General features: G+C 62.1%; 17 protein-coding genes. 8 read left to right on the forward strand and 9 right to left on the reverse strand.

Annotated features, from left to right (window positions below):
- Nucleotides 1-19: 19 nt before the first annotated feature.
- Nucleotides 20-982, forward strand: a complete 963-nt coding sequence (locus HKD24_RS03585; protein ID WP_194259038.1) for a cation diffusion facilitator family transporter — start codon at nucleotides 20-22, stop codon at nucleotides 980-982.
- 61 nt (nucleotides 983-1,043) lie between these two features.
- Here HKD24_RS03585 and HKD24_RS03590 read toward each other — a convergent pair whose 3' ends face one another.
- From HKD24_RS03590 to HKD24_RS03620, 7 genes are all read right to left on the reverse strand, one after another.
- Nucleotides 1,044-1,424, reverse strand: a complete 381-nt coding sequence (locus HKD24_RS03590; RefSeq protein WP_194259039.1) for a hypothetical protein — start codon at nucleotides 1,422-1,424, stop codon at nucleotides 1,044-1,046.
- 77 nt (nucleotides 1,425-1,501) lie between these two features.
- Nucleotides 1,502-2,881: a sensor histidine kinase gene (locus tag HKD24_RS03595; protein ID WP_194259040.1), complete on the reverse strand. Its 1,380-nt coding sequence runs from the start codon at nucleotides 2,879-2,881 to the stop codon at nucleotides 1,502-1,504.
- A gap of 125 nt (nucleotides 2,882-3,006) precedes the next feature.
- A complete protein-coding gene (locus HKD24_RS03600; protein ID WP_194259041.1) occupies nucleotides 3,007-3,990 on the reverse strand; it encodes a zinc-dependent alcohol dehydrogenase family protein in 984 nt (327 codons plus the stop codon).
- Between the two features lie 25 nt (nucleotides 3,991-4,015).
- Entirely contained in the window at nucleotides 4,016-5,047 is a 1,032-nt protein-coding gene (gene adhP, locus HKD24_RS03605) for an alcohol dehydrogenase AdhP (RefSeq protein WP_172491767.1), read from the reverse strand.
- A gap of 24 nt (nucleotides 5,048-5,071) precedes the next feature.
- Nucleotides 5,072-6,493: an NAD(P)(+) transhydrogenase (Re/Si-specific) subunit beta gene (locus tag HKD24_RS03610; protein WP_194259042.1), complete on the reverse strand. Its 1,422-nt coding sequence runs from the start codon at nucleotides 6,491-6,493 to the stop codon at nucleotides 5,072-5,074.
- A complete protein-coding gene (locus HKD24_RS03615; protein ID WP_041110778.1) occupies nucleotides 6,490-6,819 on the reverse strand; it encodes an NAD(P) transhydrogenase subunit alpha part 2 in 330 nt (109 codons plus the stop codon). Before HKD24_RS03615 ends, HKD24_RS03610 begins: the two co-directional genes overlap by 4 nt.
- Entirely contained in the window at nucleotides 6,816-8,042 is a 1,227-nt protein-coding gene (locus HKD24_RS03620; RefSeq protein WP_194259043.1) for an NAD(P) transhydrogenase subunit alpha, read from the reverse strand. The genes HKD24_RS03615 and HKD24_RS03620 overlap by 4 nt, the downstream gene beginning before the upstream one ends.
- Nucleotides 8,043-8,385: 343 nt before the next feature.
- Between HKD24_RS03620 and dnaG the strand changes: the two genes are divergently transcribed.
- From dnaG to HKD24_RS03655, 7 genes are all read left to right on the forward strand, one after another.
- Nucleotides 8,386-10,230: a DNA primase gene (gene dnaG, locus HKD24_RS03625; protein ID WP_194259044.1), complete on the forward strand. Its 1,845-nt coding sequence runs from the start codon at nucleotides 8,386-8,388 to the stop codon at nucleotides 10,228-10,230.
- 147 nt (nucleotides 10,231-10,377) lie between these two features.
- Nucleotides 10,378-12,336, forward strand: coding sequence for an RNA polymerase sigma factor RpoD (gene rpoD / locus HKD24_RS03630; RefSeq protein WP_194259045.1), 1,959 nt, complete (start codon nucleotides 10,378-10,380; stop codon nucleotides 12,334-12,336).
- A 133-nt stretch (nucleotides 12,337-12,469) separates the two neighbouring features.
- Entirely contained in the window at nucleotides 12,470-12,922 is a 453-nt protein-coding gene (locus HKD24_RS03635; protein ID WP_228124137.1) for a GNAT family N-acetyltransferase, read from the forward strand.
- Between the two features lie 159 nt (nucleotides 12,923-13,081).
- Complete coding sequence (gene rpsF, locus HKD24_RS03640; RefSeq protein WP_041110770.1) at nucleotides 13,082-13,564, forward strand: 30S ribosomal protein S6; 483 nt, start codon at nucleotides 13,082-13,084, stop codon at nucleotides 13,562-13,564.
- 5 nt (nucleotides 13,565-13,569) lie between these two features.
- Nucleotides 13,570-13,860: a 30S ribosomal protein S18 gene (gene rpsR / locus HKD24_RS03645; protein WP_062509557.1), complete on the forward strand. Its 291-nt coding sequence runs from the start codon at nucleotides 13,570-13,572 to the stop codon at nucleotides 13,858-13,860.
- A 10-nt stretch (nucleotides 13,861-13,870) separates the two neighbouring features.
- Nucleotides 13,871-14,467 carry a 50S ribosomal protein L9 gene (gene rplI, locus HKD24_RS03650; RefSeq protein ID WP_194259047.1) on the forward strand — a complete coding sequence of 199 codons (597 nt, stop codon included), beginning with the start codon at nucleotides 13,871-13,873 and terminating at the stop codon, nucleotides 14,465-14,467.
- Nucleotides 14,468-14,600: 133 nt separating this feature from the next.
- A complete protein-coding gene (locus tag HKD24_RS03655; protein WP_194259048.1) occupies nucleotides 14,601-15,821 on the forward strand; it encodes an SAM-dependent methyltransferase in 1,221 nt (406 codons plus the stop codon).
- 6 nt (nucleotides 15,822-15,827) lie between these two features.
- On the opposite strand, the gene rsmA is transcribed toward HKD24_RS03655, so the two are convergent.
- Nucleotides 15,828-16,646, reverse strand: a complete 819-nt coding sequence (rsmA, locus tag HKD24_RS03660) for a 16S rRNA (adenine(1518)-N(6)/adenine(1519)-N(6))-dimethyltransferase RsmA (RefSeq protein WP_194259049.1) — start codon at nucleotides 16,644-16,646, stop codon at nucleotides 15,828-15,830.
- A 1-nt stretch (nucleotide 16,647) separates the two neighbouring features.
- Nucleotides 16,648-18,009 carry a peptidylprolyl isomerase gene (locus HKD24_RS03665; RefSeq protein ID WP_194259050.1) on the reverse strand — a complete coding sequence of 454 codons (1,362 nt, stop codon included), beginning with the start codon at nucleotides 18,007-18,009 and terminating at the stop codon, nucleotides 16,648-16,650.
- Nucleotide 18,010: the final 1 nt, after the last annotated feature.

The following is an 18,010-nucleotide window of genomic DNA, read 5'->3' on the forward strand; positions in this document are numbered from 1 at the left end:
TTTTGCGGATGAGGCCAGAATGTCGGCAGGTGGTTCAACGAAGGTCGTTTTCATTGCGCTGGGGGTCAATCTTGCGATTGCCTGCGTGAAAGGGGCGGCCGCGCTGCTGACCGGGTCGGCGGCCATGCTGGCGGAAACGGTCCATTCCTTCGTGGACTGCGGCAATCAGCTTCTCCTGCTGGTTGGCATGAAACGGGCTGAGGCGCCGGCGACGCGGGATCATCCGCTTGGCCATCACCGGGAGCTCTATTTCTGGACGCTGGTTGTGGCGGGCGCGCTGTTCGTTGGCGGTGGTGTTGCGTCCCTGCATGAGGGCTGGGAGAAGGTCTGGCATCCGGCGGCGATGGAGCCGATCCATGTGCTGGGGCATGTCTTTCCCGGCTGGTGGCTGAATGTCGCCATTCTTGTGATTTCGGGCAGCATGGAGGGCTATGGTTTCCTAGCGGCCATGAAGTCCCTGCCTTCGGGCAAGGGGTCGCTGTGGACCCTGATCCGCCGCAGTACCGATCCAGGGCTGTTTGTCGTGCTGTTCGAGGACGGGGCGGCGCTGGTCAGTCTGATGATCGCGCTGGTCTTTACCGTGCTCTCCGTTGTGACGGGGTTGCATGTGCTTGATGGTGTGGCATCGCTGCTGATCGGGGTGGTTCTGGTCATTGTCGCGGTGCTGCTGACGAACGAGACGCGCTCGCTGCTGGTCGGGGAGAGCAGCCCGGAAATCGATGCGTTCGTGCGGGAGCAGGCGGCGAAGCTGCCGGGCGTGGTTGGCGTCAACGAGGTCGTGACCGAAACGCGGGGACCGGGGAGCGTGATTGTCCTGCTGTCGCTGGACTGGGAAGATACGTTGACGGCCGGGCAGGTGGAGCGGGGTGTGTCTGCGCTGGAGCGGAAGGTCCGGGAGCGGTTTCCGGCTGTGCTGCGGATGTATGTGGAAGCGCAGGACAAGCGGGACAGTGCCCCGGATATTGCCATACAGCAGCTCTGAATGCAGATCGGGCCCCCTTTCGGGAGCCCGACACCGTCAGTCGTAACGGACTGGCAGGATGTTACTGCTGCGGCTGTGCGGCCGGAGTTCCCGGAGCCGGAGCGGCAGTGCCCGGCTGGGTCGTGCTGTTCATCTGGCCGGGGGATGTGGAGTGTTCCACGTCATAGGCCGTAGCCTTTTCCTCGTAGGAACCCTTCGCGCCCGGATGTTCCTTGTCATACAGGGCAGCCTTTGCGCGGGCTTCCTTGCGGTAGCGGTGACGCACATACATGCCGGTCGCACAACCGCCCATGGCGCCGAGGACACCGTGATGGTTGGCGACGTGTCCACCGACGGCGCCGGCAGCGCCGTATTTGAGGCAGCCGCCCGGTTCTGCTTCCGCCGTGGTGATCGATGTCGCCAGCAGACCGGCTGCGGCGGCAAGCATCAGGTACTTTTTCATGAACGCTTCCTGTTTTCCAAAGCTGCCGGAGCACCCGGTAGCAGAGAGACAGAGCCGAGCATGCCCCAATCCTGCGTTCAGAACAATCGGGACGGGCAGCGCACGACATTTTCGGCCGGGGCGCTGAAGGTCCAGATGGTGCCGTCCGGTTCGTGGGAGCAGGAGACGCTCGCGCCGGGGATGGAGCGGGGATTGTGTTCGATAACGATTGATCCGAAGCCACGGCGTTCCGGTCGGGTGACGGTGGGGCCGCCGCTTTCCTTCCAGCACATCCGGAAAACGGGGCCGTCTTCTTCGTTCCGCAGATCCCAGCTGACGGTCACGGTTCCAGTGTCGTTCGACAGGGCGCCGTATTTGATGGCGTTGGTGGTCAGTTCGTAGATCGCCAGACCGATACGGTCGGCGGTGTCGGGGACGAACTGGAGGTCCGGATCGCCCTCGATCCGCAGGCGCGTGGCGGGGAAGTCTCCGGCGACAACGGTCTGGGATGTGACAACATCGCGGACTGTAGCACCCGTCCATTCACCGTGGATCAGAAGGTCCTGACTTCTGGCGATGGACGTGATGCGCTGTTCCAGAACCTTGACGAAGGGGGCCGTGGGATCGGGGACAGTGCGCCGGATCAGGGCCTGGAAGATCGCGAGCATGTTTTTCGAGCGATGGTTCAACTCGTTGAGCAGCAGGGCGATCCGCTGTTCATGCTCGCGCTGGATCGTCACGTCGCGCGAAACGCAGAGAATGGCCTCGACGCCCTGATCGGGGTTCAGGAGCGGGGTCAGCATGTTGTCCCAGTGCCGGACGGGCTGATCGGGGAGCTGGCTGGCGCCCACGAAGCGGACGTTCTGTCCTTCAGCGGCGTCCCTGAGGGCTGCATTGCCGGGAGCCTGGGCTTCCGGCGGGAGCAGGTCGAGCCAGCGCATGCCGAAGCCTGAGGTACTGTCGACGCCAAGGGCGTCACAGCCGACCGCGTTCATGTGGACCAGTGTGCCGTCCGTTGCGATTTCCTTGATGCAGTCCACGCTGACATTGAGCATGCGGTCGCGGATATCGGCTTTCTGAAGCAGGGCCTTTTCGCGGCGTTTCTGCTCGTGGATGTCAGTCAGGATCAGGAGGCGGGAGGGGGTGTCGCATCCGGGTGCCGCTCGATGGATGATGCGCAGGAGAAACCAGCGGTACTGCCCGTCGGGATAGCGGATGCGGAATGTTGCGCTCCGGGTCGTGTCGGGCGCCGTGCTTTCGCGAAGGGCGCGGGTGACGTCGGCCTGATCGGGCGGAAGGACGATCGGGATCCATTTCGAAAAATCATCCGGGATGCCCAGGCCGGAGGCGTGGCGTTTCCAGGCCGTGTTGAAATGGCGCGAGCCTGCACTATTGGCAGAATCCACGCAGATCGGGTCTGGAAGCAGGTCAAAGGCGAGATAGGAAGCGTCTCGTGGCAGGGTCTGTGTCTGTCCCATATCTCTCTCTGACGGCAAGGCGCAGGTTTGCGACGGTTTGTGCATCCATGCGCGACGTGTGCCGTCGCGCTGTGCAGCATGTATTCCGAAAGTTAGCTTTTCCGAAACCTGTTTTCCGGTGCCAGTCAGGGCAGAAGGACTGCGGCACCGTCAAATCGACCGTGGCGGAGGTCATCGAGGGCCTGATTGGCGTCCTTGAGGGCATAGGGTGTGTTGGTCACCTTGATGCCGACTTCCGGGGCGATTTTCAGGAACTCCAGACCGTCCTGACGGGTCAGGTTGGCGACGGAGACGATTTCGCGCTCTTCCCAAAGCGTGTCGTAGGAAAAGGCCGGGATTTCGCTCATGTGGATGCCGCCGCACACGACTTTACCACCCTTGCGAATGGCCTTGAGACCCGCAGGAAGCAGGGCGCCGACGGGGGCAAATAGGATCACGGCGTCCAGCGGTTCGGGTGGGAGTTCGTCCGAGCCTCCCGCCCAGACGGCACCGAGGGAGCGGGCGAAATCCTGTTTCTGTGTATCGCCGGGGGACGTGAAGGCATAGACCTTGCGGCCCTGCCAGCGCAGGACCTGCGTGATGATATGGGCGGCGGCACCAAAACCGTAGAGCCCGATCTTCTTGCCGTCCCCGGCCTTGTTCAGGCAGCGCCAGCCGATCAGCCCGGCGCAGAGCAGAGGGGCCAGATCCTTGTCCTCACCCCTGTCGCCCATCGGGAAGGCGTAACGGGCATCGGCGACCGTCATGGTCGCGTAGCCGCCATTGCGGGTGAAGCCTGTGAAAAGGGGATGGTCACAGAGATTTTCCATCCCGTGCGTGCAGTAATAGCAGTGCCCGCAGGTATGTCCGAGCCAGGGCACGCCGACCCTCTCGCCCACCGACAGACCGGTGACATTGCTGCCCAGTTTGTCGATCCGGCCGACGATTTCGTGGCCGGGGATGATGGGGAGGGTGGCGTGCGGGAGTTCGCCATCCACAACATGCAGGTCCGTCCGGCACACGCCGCAGGCGCCGATCCGGATGCGGATTTCATCGGGGCCGGGTTCGGGATCGGGGAGTTCGACCCATTCCAGAGGGGTGTGATGGGCTTTGAGCTGCATGGCGAACATGGCGTGTTCTCCTGTGGCTTATAGTTCAGGACCGGAAGTCGAGCACTGTCCGGCCTTCGAGGCGACCATTCTGCAGATCGTCGAAGATCGTATTGATGTTTTCAAGTTTTCCGGGGGTGACGACGGATTTGACCTTGCCGCGGGCGAAGAAATCCATGGCTTCGATCATGTCCAGCCGCGTGCCGACGATGGAGCCGCGGATGGTGGTGCCGTTCATGACCATGTCGAAGATCGAGACCGGGAAATCGCCGGGCGGCAGGCCGTTCAGGACGATGGTGCCGCCGCGGCGGGCATAGCCCATGGCCTGCGAAAACGCCGTCCGTCCGACAGCGGTGACGAGGGCGCCATGTGCGCCGCCGATCTGCTGCTGGATGAACTTTGCCGGGTCCGTATCCTTGGCGTTGACCGTCAGGGACGCGCCGAGCTTCTTGGCCGTGGCGAGTTTTTCATCATCGATGTCCACGGCGACGACATTCATGCCCATGGCGACGGCATACTGCACGGCCATCTGGCCGAGGCCGCCGACGCCCGAGACTGCGACCCACTGGCCGGGTCGGGCCTCGGTCATTTTCAGGCCCTTATAGACCGTCAGGCCTGCGCACAGGACGGGAGAGGCCTGAAGCGGGTCGATGGTCGAGGGCAGGTGTGCGACGTAGTTCGGGTCTGCCACGACATATTCGGCGAAGCAGCCATTGACGGTGTAGCCGGTGTCGTCCTGCTTTTCGCAGAGTGTTTCCCAGCCGCCCAGACAGTGTTCGCAGTGACCGCAGGCGGAATAGAGCCAGGGCACGCCCACAACATCGCCGGTCTTGACGAAATCGCCGACCTGACTGCCGACGGCGACGATGTGGCCCACACCTTCATGGCCGGGAATGAACGGCGGGTTGGGCTTGGACGGCCAGTCCCCGCGCGCGGCGTGCAGGTCAGTGTGGCAGACGCCGCAGGTATCGACCTTCACGAGAATCTGGTGGGGCTTGATGTCCGGGATGGGCAGCCGCTCGATGGAGAGCGGCTTGCCGAATTCACGGACGACGGCGGCGAGCATTGTATCAGCCATGGGAAAGGCTCCTTCTGGCGGGTGTTACGAGGCGGAGAGGCCCTTGACGGCCTCCACCATCTTGGAAAGCACGGCCTGCGCATCGCCAAAGACCATGGCGCAGTTGTCCTGGAAGAACAGCGGGTTCTGGACGGCGGAGTAGCCCATGCCCATGCCGCGCTTGATGACAAAGACCTGACGGGCCTTGTCGGCATTCAAGATCGGCATGCCGTAGATCGGAGAGGACTTGTCCGTCCGGGCGGAGGGGTTCACCACGTCGTTCGCGCCGATGACGAGGGCGACGTCGGTATCGGCGAAGCTGTCGTTGATGTCGTCCATGTCGTAGATCATGTCGTACGGCACGCCCGCTTCGGCGAGCAGCACGTTCATGTGGCCCGGCATGCGTCCGGCGACAGGGTGGATCGCGAATTTCACGTCCACGCCTGCGGCCTGGAGCAGTTTGACGAACTCGTAGAGCTTGCCCTGGGCCTGTGCGACGGCAAGACCATAGCCCGGCACGATGATGACCGTGGAGGCATAGCGCATCGTGGTCGCGGCATCGCTGGGGCTGACGGATTTGGCTTCCTTCTGCGGGCCACTGGCAGTGGCTTTGGTGGCTTCGCCGAAATTGCTGAACAGGACATTGGTGATGGAGCGGTTCATGCCTTTGGCCATCATGACGGTCAGCAGCGTACCGGCCGAACCCACGACCATACCGGCGATCATCAGGGCCGGATCGGCCATGACATAGCCTTCAAGCCCGACGGCAAGACCCGTGAAGGCGTTGTACAGCGAGATCACGACCGGCATGTCCGCACCGCCGATGGGGACGGTCATGCAGATGCCGCAGAGCAGGGCGCCGATGAAGAACAGCAGGGCAAGCAGCCCGCCGCCGGGCTGATGATACAGGGCGACAGCCATGACACCGAGCAGGACCGTCAGCATGAAGACGGCGGCGTTGACGATGCGCTGTCCGCCGAAGCGGATCGGCTTGTTCATGCGGCCATCGAGCTTGGCCCAGGCGATCAGCGAGCCAGAGAGCGACATGCTGCCGATCAGGCCACCGGCGACGGTGACGAGGAGCTGGCCCACGCCGGTGTCTTTCGGGCCGGTTAGGGCGATGACGGACACGGCCGCGGCAGCGCCGCCGCCCATGCCGTTAAAGAGGGCGACCATCTGTGGCATCGCGGTCATGGCGACGCTGCGGCCTTTCCAGCCGGCCCAGCCGCCACCGATGAGCAGTGCGAGCAGGGCCAGGATGACGTTCACGACGATATGGGGCTGGGCCGCGTCGGAAACGCTGAAGATCTGCAGAAAGCTGGCCGCGACGACGAACAGCATACCCCAGCCTGCGGTCACGATGCCGGAAACGGCCGTGACGGGAGAGGACATGCGTTTGAGGCCGTAGACCAGCAGGCCGGAAGCGACCAGGCCGCTGAGGGCCACGATATAGGCGAGCAGGATCATGACTTGGCTCCTGATGCCGGAGCTGATGCTGCGGGTTTTGTGCTGGGCTTGAACATGGCCAGCATCCGGTCGGTCACGACATAGCCGCCGACTACGTTACCGGCGCCGAGCATGACGCCCAGAAAGCCGACGACCTGTTCCAGAACGGAGGACGCGTTGAACAACGCGCCGAGGGCGCCGACGACCACGATGCCGTGCACGAAGTTCGAGCCAGACATGAGCGGCGTGTGCAGAATGGAGGGGACGCGGCTGATGACCTCATAGCCCGTGAAAGCCGCGAGCATGAAGATGTACAGGGCGATGACGAATGTCATTGCGGTAATCATTTTGCGGTCTCCTTGCCTGTATCGTTTGCGGCGGGAGCTGTCGGCGCGGGAGTGGCAGCAGGCGTGGGGGCAGGTGCGGGCGGAGCTGGCGAATTCGGATCCACGGCTTTGCGGATGCCGTCATTCGTGATGGTGCCGTCATGCGTGAGCGCGGTGCCGGAGATGACTTCGTCCGTGAAGTCCAGCGCCAGGCCTTTGTCCTTGGTGATGATCTGCTGGAGCAGATGCATGATGTTCTTGGAGTAGAGTTCGCTGGCCTGTTCGGCGAGCATGGACGGGACGTTAATTGGCCCTACGATGGTCGTGGGGCCGACCTGAACGGTCTGTCCGGCCTGTGTGCCTTCGCAGTTGCCGCCGCTTTCGGCGCCAAGGTCGATGATGACCGCGCCGGGCTTCATGGCCTTGATCTGTTCGGCGTCGATCAGGCGGGGTGCGCGTTTGCCGGGGACAGCGGCCGTTGTGACGATCAGGTCCGAGCGGGCGATATGGTCGCTCAGCGCCTTGCGGACCTTCTGTTTTTCGTCATCCGTCAGTTCGCGGGCATAGCCGCCCTGACCGGTGGCATCGACGCCGGTATCGACGAATTTCGCGCCCAGAGACTGCGCTTCTTCCTTGGTTTCGGGGCGAACGTCATAGCCTTCGGTGATGGCGCCAAGGCGCTTGGCGGTTGCCAGGGACTGGAGCCCGGCCACACCAAGGCCCATGACCAGAACCTGTGCGGCGCGCAGGGAGCCGACGGCTGTGGTCATCATGGGCAGGATCTTGGGCATGTGCACCGCGCCCATCAGAACGGCGTAATAGCCGGCCAGCGTGGCCTGACTGGACAGGGCGTCCATGGCCTGTGCGCGGGAAATACGGGGCACCAGTTCCATGGCGAAACAGGTGATCTTCCCGTCCCGCAGGGCCTTCACCAGATCCGGATTGTTGCGGCCATAGATGAAGGAAATGAGGATGGCGCCGGGCTTCATGGCCTTCACCGTTTCCAACGTCGGGGGCTGGACGGCGAGGAGGATGTCGGCATCCGCGGCAAGGGCGTTGCGGTCCGACGAGAAGGTAACGTCCTTGTAGGTGCTGTCGGGATAAGACGATGCGACGCCTGCACTCGTCTCCATGGAAAAGCTGATCCCGAGCGGGGTCAGTCTTTCGACAACCTGCGGGATGAGGGCGACGCGGCGTTCCCCGCCTTCGTCGCGTTCTTTCAGGACTGAGATTTTGACAGTCATTGGCTGTGATCCTGTGTCTGTCGTCGGGCGCGGGCTGTCGCCGAAGGAAAGGCGGAGCAGGAGGGCCCGTGCCCCGGTTCAGCGCCACCATGACGCTTCTTCAGGGTGGAAACCATTGATGGATATCAAAAGGAAGAAATTATATCTGCTTGAAAACTGTTCGAAATGACCGATCGGTCATTATGATTTTATGACAGGACTGACCGATCGGTCAGTTTCCTGTGACCCATCGGGAGGGTACGCGCGGTGGATTTCGGAAAAAAGTTTCCTTTAAACAGAAGGACTGGCGCTGTATTCGCTCGTGGACCTTCTTTCCAACCCGCATGAAAGGCTCTTCCTGCCCATGGCAATTGATGCTGCTTTTCTGGATGAACTGCGTAACCGGACTCCGCTTCCGTCGCTGATCGGGCGGCGTAACAAGCTGGTGAGGTCCGGACGTAACTGGAAAACCTGCTGCCCGTTTCATGGCGAGAAGACGCCGTCCTTCTATATTTACGACGATCATTTCCACTGCTTCGGCTGTGGCGTGCATGGTGATGCCATCAGCTATGTGATGCAGAGCGAGGGTCGCAGCTTTCCGGAAGCGGTCGAACAGCTTGCGTCAGAAGCGGGACTCGAGGTTCCGAAAGCGGACCCCCGGACGGAAGCCCGGGCTCGGGAAGCGCAGTCGCTCGGGGATGTGCTCAATCTCGTGCAGGAGAGCTATCGGCGGCGGCTTTATCGGCCTGAAGGGCGCGAGGGGCTGGCCTATCTCAAAGGGCGCGGGCTGACGGATCAGACGATCGAACGGTTCGGTCTGGGCTGGTCCGGTGACGGGCGGCAGCTTCTGGACGAGTTGCGGCCGCATGGGGTGACGGTCGAGATGCTGATCCGGGCTGGTGTCATGCGCGTGGATGAGCAGGGGGCTCCGAAGGGGGAACTGTTCTTCAATCGCGTAACATTCCCGATCCGGGACCGGCGGGGGCGCATCATGTCCTTCGGTGCACGGACGCTGGGGGACGGGCAGCCTAAGTATCTGAACGGTCCCGAGACGGCCCTGTTCTCCAAACGACGCACGCTGTTCAATCTCGATCTTGCGCGCGAGGCCGTGCATCGCGGGGCGGAACTCGTGGTGGTCGAGGGGTACATGGACGTCATTGCCCTGGATCAGGCGGGGTTTGGCGGGGGCGTTGCTCCTCTGGGCACTGCGATGGGCGAGGAGCAGCTTGAGCTGCTGTGGCGCATGTCGCCGTCACCGATCCTGTGTCTGGATGGCGATGCGGCGGGCGCGCGGGCGGCGCTGCGGGTCTGTGAGGTTTCGCTGCCGCTCCTGTCGCCGGAGCGGACGATCCGGTTCTGCCGGCTGGACCCGAAAGACGATCCGGACAGTCTGATCCGAAGCCGCGGACCGAGAGCCATGCAGGAGGTTCTTTCGGGCGCGACGTCCATGGCGGAGGAACTGTTCGGGCTGCTGACGGTGGGGCTGGTGGATCCGGGGCCGGACCAGCGGGCGGCGCTGCGTGAAAAGCTGGTGGCGCTGTCGCGGCTTATTCCGGACAAGGCACTGGCATCGGAATATCGCAGTACGCTGCTCGACATGTTCTTTGCCCGCTTCCGGCGGAAAAAGAATTTTCAGCGCAAGGGGGGCGAGAGCCTGCCGCTTTCCACGCAGGCGCCCGGAGCAATGCGCGATGTGGAGTCGGGAAATCTGGAGCGGCTGAACATCATGACGGCGATGCTGCTCCATCATCCGGATATCCTTCCGGAAGTGGAACAGGCTTACAGCGGTCTGCCTCTGCCGCCTGAACTGGACCGGTTGCGGTCAGCGCTGCTGGACTGGTCATGTCAGGAAGAGGGGCAGGACGGACTGTCTGAAGACGGATGCATGACCTGGCTGGAAGATCATGGGCTTGCGGATCTGGCGGTTGCGGTGAAAAGCGGGCCGCTGCCCCGGGGCGTGGGAGACGAGAAAGTCCGCGACGAGATCCTGAAGGTGGATGTCATTGAAAGCTGGTGGCATTTTTACGGTCTCGTCAATTTCCAGACCTTCGAGCGTGAGGTGACGGCGGACATCCAGAACACCATCATGCAGCTCTATTCGCAGGATGCGCCGGCTGCGGATGGTGCGGATGCGGGGCCGACTTTTCCGGAAGGACTGCTGGCTCGGATGCGGGCGCTGGAGGCGCTGCGCCGGGGCGAGGTCGTCTAGGAAACGAGCGGCTGCAAACGGCAACGTAATGTTTTTTATTCCCGAAAGGTTGCATTCTTTGGAGTGCCAATCTTGACTTCGGGCGAAGGATCGACCACCTGCACGCTGCCGGATTGCTAACTCGCGGCGGAGTTGACGGAGAGACGAATGGCGACGAAAACAGCCTCTGGAACGGATCGGAACGCGCAGGAACAGGAGGGGGATACCACTCTCCTCGATACGCAGTCCGCTGCCGTCAAGCGGCTGATCGCCAAAGGGCGTGAACGCGGGCATATCACCTTTGACGAACTGAATGCTGTCCTGCCGCAGGACCAGATGTCTTCGGAGCAGATCGAGGACGTCATGGCGGCGCTGTCCGAAATGGGCATTCAGGTCATCGAGAATGAAGAGCAGGATGACGCCGAGGCTCCTGCTGAGAAGGAAGCCGAAGGCGAGTCCGAAGAGGCCGAAGGGCCGCAGGGCGGTAACGTCGATGCCGAGGCCGCCAGCCGCACGGATGATCCGGTCCGGATGTATCTACGCGAGATGGGCTCGGTCGAGCTGCTGTCGCGTGAGGGCGAAATTGCGATCGCCAAGCGGATCGAGGCCGGCCGCGACGAGATGATCGGCGGTCTCTGCGAAAGCCCGCTGACGATTCGCGCCATCATCTCCTGGCATGAGCGCCTCAAGGACGGTGAGATGCTCCTGCGTGACATCGTGGATCTTGAGGCCAGTCAGGGCGGCGGTCCGGACCCCGAGGCGGTCGAGGGCGAGGAAGGTGACGAGGCTTCTGAAGAGGAAGACTCCACCGAGGACGAGAACGAAGAGGGTGAAGGCGATCAGCAGGAAGGCAGCGGCCTGTCCCTGTCCGCTCTGGAAGAGAAGCTGAAGCCGGAAATCCTGGCACGCTTCGAAGCCATCGAGCCGCTTTATCACAAGCTGCGCAAGCTCCAGATCAAGCGCATCGAAGCCCTGACGGGTGGCGAGGATCATTCGGACAAGTCCGAGCAGACCTACGAGAAGCTGCGCCATGAACTGGTCAGTCTCGTTGAACAGGTGCATCTGCACAACAACCGGATCGAAGAGCTGGTTGCGCAGATCAAGATGCAGGTTCAGAAGCTGAACAATGTCGAAGGCCGGATGATGCGTCTGGCTGAGAACTGCAAGATCTCGCGTGATGACTTCCTCATCAAGTATCGCAGCCGCGAACTTGACCCGACTTGGCTGGACAGCATTTCCGCGCTGCCGGGCAAGGGCTGGAAGAACCTGACGACCAAGCACATGGACCAGCTGCGCAACCTGCGTGGCGAGATTGCGGCCCTGTCGCATGAGACGGGTCTGCCGGTCGGTGAGTTCCGCCGGGTCTATGCCACCATTTCCCGTGGCGAGCGTGATTCCACACGTGCCAAGAAGGAAATGATCGAGGCGAACCTGCGTCTGGTGATCTCGATTGCCAAGAAATACACGAACCGTGGCCTGCAGTTCCTGGATCTGATTCAGGAAGGCAACATCGGTCTCATGAAGGCCGTGGACAAGTTCGAGTACCGTCGTGGCTACAAGTTCTCGACCTATGCGACCTGGTGGATCCGTCAGGCGATCACGCGTTCCATCGCGGATCAGGCCAAGACGATCCGTATTCCGGTCCACATGATCGAGACGATCAACAAGCTTGTCCGGACATCGCGCCAGATGCTGCATGAGATCGGGCGTGAGCCGGCTCCGGAAGAGCTGGCTGAGAAGCTCGGCATGCCGCTGGAGAAGGTCCGCAAGGTCCTGAAAATCGCCAAGGAGCCGATCTCTCTCGAAACGCCAATAGGTGACGAGGAAGACAGCCATCTCGGTGACTTTATCGAGGACAAGACGGCCGTCATTCCGCTGGATGCTGCGATCCAGACGAACCTGCGTGAAGCCACGACGCGCGTTCTGGCGTCGCTCACGCCGCGTGAAGAGCGCGTGCTGCGGATGCGCTTTGGTATTGGCATGAACACGGACCACACCCTTGAGGAAGTGGGCCAGCAGTTCAACGTCACCCGTGAGCGTATCCGTCAGATCGAGGCGAAGGCCCTGCGCAAGCTCAAGCACCCGAGCCGCTCGCGCAAGCTGCGGTCCTTCCTCGACGACAACTGATCGTCAGGCGGTGCTGCCCGGCTGGCTCCGACCCAAAGGGGCATCCACCCGTCTTGCGGTGGATGTCACCTTTCTGGAGACGCGTACTGCGTGTCCTTCGCCCGTCCTGCCGGACGGGTTTTTCCTGACCCGTATGACTGGCAGCGATGCCGTGCCGCTCTATCGTGCCCTGTATGCAGGGGTGGGGCAGGAGTATTGCTGGTGGATGCGGCGTTCGATGCCGGATCAGGATCTCGCAGATATCCTTCATGATCCCGCCGTTCATTTCATGGTTCTACGCGACAGTTCGAGCAGTCCTGTCGGGTTCTACGAACTTGATCTGAGGCGGGGCGGGGACGCCAATCTGGCTTATTTCGGTCTGCTGTCGCAGGCGATGGGGCGTGGCCTGGGGCGCATGCTGCTGGATCATGCGGTGGCGCGGGCCTTTGATGCCGGAAGCTGGCGGTTGCGGGTCAATACCTGCACGCTGGACCATTCCCATGCTCTGCCGAATTACCAGCGGGCAGGTTTTGTGATCCGGAACGTGGTGTCCGAAACCTGGGACGTTCCGGACGAATATGTCCCGGAAAGACTGAGGCGACTCTAAGGCAGGACTTGCCTTGAGACGCATGGTGTGATTAATGCCGCCTTTCCCTGCCGGGCGATGTGGCATCGCACCGGCTATACCCGTGCCCTGAAACATGGGCCCTGTCTCCGGCATGGGCCGGAGCCAGTTTCGGGTTGACCTCATCCGAAGGGAGTATTCATGCCATTGTATGAAAGCGTGCTCATCGCACGTAACGATGTGTCGCAGGCTCAGGTGGAAACCCTGGTCGAGACCATCGAAACCCTGCTCAAGGACAACGGCGGTTCTATCCAGAAGCGCGAATTCTGGGGCCTGCGTTCCCTCGCATACCGCATCAAGAAGAACCGCAAGGGCCATTACGTCCTGCTGGGCCTTGACTGCACCCCCGACACGCTGCGCGAGCTGGAGCGTCAGCTGGGCCTGAACGAAGACGTGCTGCGCGTCCTCACGCTGCGCGTTGACGAGATCGACGAGAACCCGTCTCCGGTTCTGGCGCGCAAGAGCGATGATCGTGGCGATCGCGGCAACTTCCGTGGCGGCTCCAAGCCGGCCGGTCGTTTCGAGAGCGGCCGTGGCGGTCCCCGTCGCAGCAGCGAAGACCGTGAAGAATATCGTGCACGTGGCGAGCAGGACGATGCTCGTGAGACGGCCGGAGCGGAGTAAGAAACATGTCCGAGACCAACACTCCCGACGTCAACGAAGTGAACCCCGCTGCCCGTCGTACGGCAGTTGGCGCACGTCGTCCGTTCTACCGTCGTCGCAAGTCCTGCCCGTTCTCCGGCCCGAATGCGCCGAAGATCGACTACAAGGACGTGCGTCTGCTGAGCCGCTTCCTTTCGGAGCGTGGCAAGATCGTGCCGAGCCGCATCACGGCCGTTTCGGCCAAGAAGCAGCGTGAGCTGGCACAGGCGATCAAGCGCGCCCGTTTCCTCGCCCTGCTCCCCTACGTCGTGAACTGAGGAGAGCATCATGTCCCAGACCGCACTGATCCTGCTGCAGCGGGTCGAGCATCTCGGCCAGATGGGCGACCTGGTGCACGTGAAGCCGGGTTATGCCCGTAACTTCCTGCTGCCCCAGGCCAAGGCCATGCGCGCCACGGCTGCCAACAAGAAGCGTTTCGAGACCGAGCGCGCCCAGCTTGAGGCCCAGAACCTCAAGAAGCGTGAAGAGGCCGAGCGTCTTGCCGAACGTATGCACGAGCTGTCCGTCGTCATCATCCGTCAGGCTGGTGACAGCGGAAGCCTGTACGGTTCCGTCAGCACCCGCGACATCGCGGCTGCCGCCACGGAAGCCGGTCTGACGATCTCGCGTCAGCAGGTTGTCCTGGCACACCCGATCAAGCAGCTTGGCCTGACGGAAGCACGCATCGTGCTGCATCCGGAAGTGTCCATCCCGCTGACGGTCAACGTTGCCCGTTCCGCTGAAGAAGCAGAGCGTCAGGCTCGTGGCGAAGCCATCGGCGTGCAGGACGAGGATGAGAACATCCTTGGCGAACTGCAGGCTGAGAACGCCGCCGAAGAGGCTGCTGCCGAAGCTGCCGAGGCATCGGAAGAAGCCGAAGGCTGATACCGCTGACCTTGTCCAGGAAAACCCGGCCGGGAGTAATCCCGAGCCGGGTTTTTTTGTGCCTGTTTGACTGGCAGGATACAACTCCAGCACTGCTCGGGCTTTTTCCCGATATTGGATACAGGAGATCGGCATGAAGCAAATTCTGGATTTTGTCCTGAAGAAATTCATCCAGACAGGAAGCCTGCGGGTAACCTTCAGCGATGGCGTTGTCCGTACCTATCGCGGACGCAAACCGGGGCTGGAAGCCGGACTTCATCTGCTGAACAAGCAGGCAGAGCGCGCCCTGATCATCAATTCGGGTCTGGCATTCGGCGAGGAATACATGGCGGGCAGTATCGTGCCCGATGGCTGTACGCTCGAGACGCTGCTGACGGTCCTGATGGAAAACATCAACGGACATGGGCACGTCTTCGAAGAGATCGAGGACCGTCTGCGTTATGTGACGCGCGCGTGGAAGACTCTCAATTCGCTCAAGAAATCCCGCAGCAATGTCGCGCATCACTATGATCTGAACGGCAAGCTGTACGATCTGTTCCTGGACAAGGACCGGCAGTATTCCTGCGCCTATTTCGCGCGTGAGGACATGACGCTGGAGGAGGCGCAGGTCGCCAAGAAGCGGCATATCGCCTCCAAGCTCAATCTGGATCGTCCGGGGCTTGAGGTGCTGGATATCGGCTGTGGCTGGGGTGGCATGGCCCTGACGCTAGCGAAAGATTATGGCGCAAAGGTTCTGGGCATTACGCTGTCACGCGAGCAGCTTGAGGTGGCACGTCAGCGGGCGAAGGATGAAGGGCTTGAAGGACAGGTGCGGTTCGAGCTGATTGATTACCGCAATCTGCGCCAGCAGTTTGACCGGATTGTTTCGGTGGGCATGTTCGAGCATGTTGGTCCGCCGCAGTTTGAAGCGTTTTTCAAACAGCTGAAGGCCTGTCTGAAGCCGGATGGGGTGGCGCTGATCCATTCCATCGGGCGTATGGACGGGCCGGGAACGACCAATCCCTGGATTCAGAAATACATTTTCCCGGGTGGCTATTCGCCGGCGCTGAGCGAGACGCTGGCGGCGATTGAACGCTCGGGACTGTGGATGACGGACTGCGAGGTGCTGCGTCTGCATTATGCGCGCACGCTGGCGGAATGGCGCAAGCGTTTTGATGCCAATCGTGACAAGATCCTGGCGCTTTATGACGAGCGGTTTGTCCGGATGTTCGAGTTCTATCTCGTGGGGGCCGAACTGGCGTTCCGCGTGCAGGGGCACATGAACTTCCAGCTTCAGCTGACCCGGTCGATCGACGCCGTGCCGTTTACGCGGGATTATATGTTCGAGCGCGAACGCGAAAGCGCGAAGTCGTAAGAAGCTTCAGCGGCTGGCGAGATTCAGTTCCGCCAGCCGCGCGAATTCGGCGACTGACAGTGTTTCGGCCCGGCGGGTCGGTTCAATTTCGGCCTGTTCCAGCAGGCGTTCGCCACCAATGGATTTTAGCGAAGAACGCAGCATCTTGCGGCGCTGTCCGAAAGCGGCGGCTGTGACCTGTTCCATGGCGCGGAACAATTGTGGAGACGGCTGCTCGGCATGCGGGATGATGACGGCCACTGCGGAATGGACCTTGGGTGGCGGTGAGAAGGCGGCCGGGGGAATGCGCAGGGCGACCGAGCATGAGGCGCACCACTGGGCCAGCACGGCAAGACGACCGTAAGCCGAGCTTCCCGGCGCGGCACAGATGCGCTCGGCGACTTCCAGCTGGAACATCAGCGACAGGCGTTCCCACTGCGAGGCCTGACGCAGCCAGCCTACGAGCAGGGGCGTGGCGACGTTATAGGGCAGGTTCGCAATGATCTGGCGCGGGGCAGGGGCCAGAGTGGCCGCGTCCAGCTTCAGGGCGTCCTGACGGACGACGTGCAGGCGGTCCGGGTAATAGGTTGCCAGTTCATCCAGCAGGGGCCAGGCGCGTTCGTCGATTTCCACGACATCGACGCGGCTGGCGGGGGTGTCCAGCAGGGCTCGGGTCAGGCCGCCGGGGCCGGGGCCGATTTCGACGACGCTGCGACCGGTCAGGTCTCCACCCAGAGCCGCGATGCGGGCGCAGATGCCCGGATCGAGAAGGAAGTGCTGGCCAAGGGATTTCTTTGCATCCAGACCATGGGCTTGGATGGTGTCACGCAGTGAGGGAAGGGACACGTCAGTTGGTGGCCTTGGCGGCGGGGCGCATCTCGATGATTGCACGGCGCTGAAGGTCACGCTGAAGCTGGCGGGAGGCCTGTTCGACGCGTTCGTTCATAAGCTGATCGGCAATTTCGCTCGGGCTCTGCTGGGCCAGGTTCTTCTGCTGGCGGTCGCAGATCATCAGCAGGGCAATGCCGTCCATCGAGACGAGCGGGCGGCTGACCTTGTTGGGCGGAAGCGTCTCAAGGATGGCCTTCATCTGGGGCATCAGGCGTTCGAGAACCTGTGCACCTGGATTGCTGGGGCGCTTTTCACCCAGAGACTTGTTGAGCGCTTCCATTTCCGGGCAGCTATGGGTGTTCTGGATAGCGGCTGTGGCATGTTGCAGTGCCATTTTCTGCTGGTCGGTCGGGTTCTGCGGATTAAGCGGCGCATCGAACGGGAAAAAGGCCTGTCGCAGGTCGAGAAGGGTTCCCATCTGCTTGCCAACCACGCGCTTGGCCTGAACCGTGGCGATCACGAAGCCGCCCGCAACCTGGATCGGGTTGGAAATGGCGCCGATCGGCATCTGGCGGACGATGCTGACGACCTGCGGATCGAGGCTGTCTTCCTGCACCCAGCCCATGGAGCCACCATCGAGGGCTGACTGGGCCTGCGAGAACTGCGCCGCCACGATCGGGAAAGGCGCACCTTCGCGGAGCTGGGAAATGATGGTCTTGGTGAAGGCGAGTTCGTTCTCGTCATGGCGCGGATCGGCCACGGGAACGAAAATCTCGCTCATGAAGTACTGGGCACGACCCTGCTCGGCCTGAAGGGCCTGCTCGCGCTGGCTGATCTGGGTGGCGGTGATCCGGCCTTCTTCGCCCAGCTTTTCACGAAGAACCTGCATCCAGCCGATCTGCACGCGGATCTGGTCGATCAGCGTCGTCAGGGACACGCCATCCGTTGCGAGACGGTCACGCAGGGCATGTTTGGGCATGCCATTGCGCTGTTCAATGTTGGAGATGGCGCCGGCGATCTGGTCAGGCTCCACGTTGATGTGGCGCTTGAGGATTTCCTGTGTCTTCAGGCGCTCGTCGATCAGCTGATGGATGATCTGGCCGCGCATGCGGTTCATGATCTCCGGGCTGATGGGCAGGCCGGTGGAGAGCACGAAGAGCTTTGCGCGGTTGTCCACGTCACGCTGAGTCAGGACCTGGCCGTTGATGACGGCCAGGATCTGGTCCTCAGGCGGCTTGACCGGAGCAGCTGCTGGTTTGGCCGCTGCAGGCTTCGCCTCTGTTTTGTGATGATGGGGGGCGGCCATGGCCGGCAGGACTGCCGAGAAGGCGAGCAGGGCAGCCAGGGCCGTTGATGCGGTGCAATGGGTCTTGGACATG

Source organism: Gluconobacter vitians (genome assembly GCF_015244565.1).
Taxonomy (GTDB): domain Bacteria; phylum Pseudomonadota; class Alphaproteobacteria; order Acetobacterales; family Acetobacteraceae; genus Gluconobacter; species Gluconobacter vitians.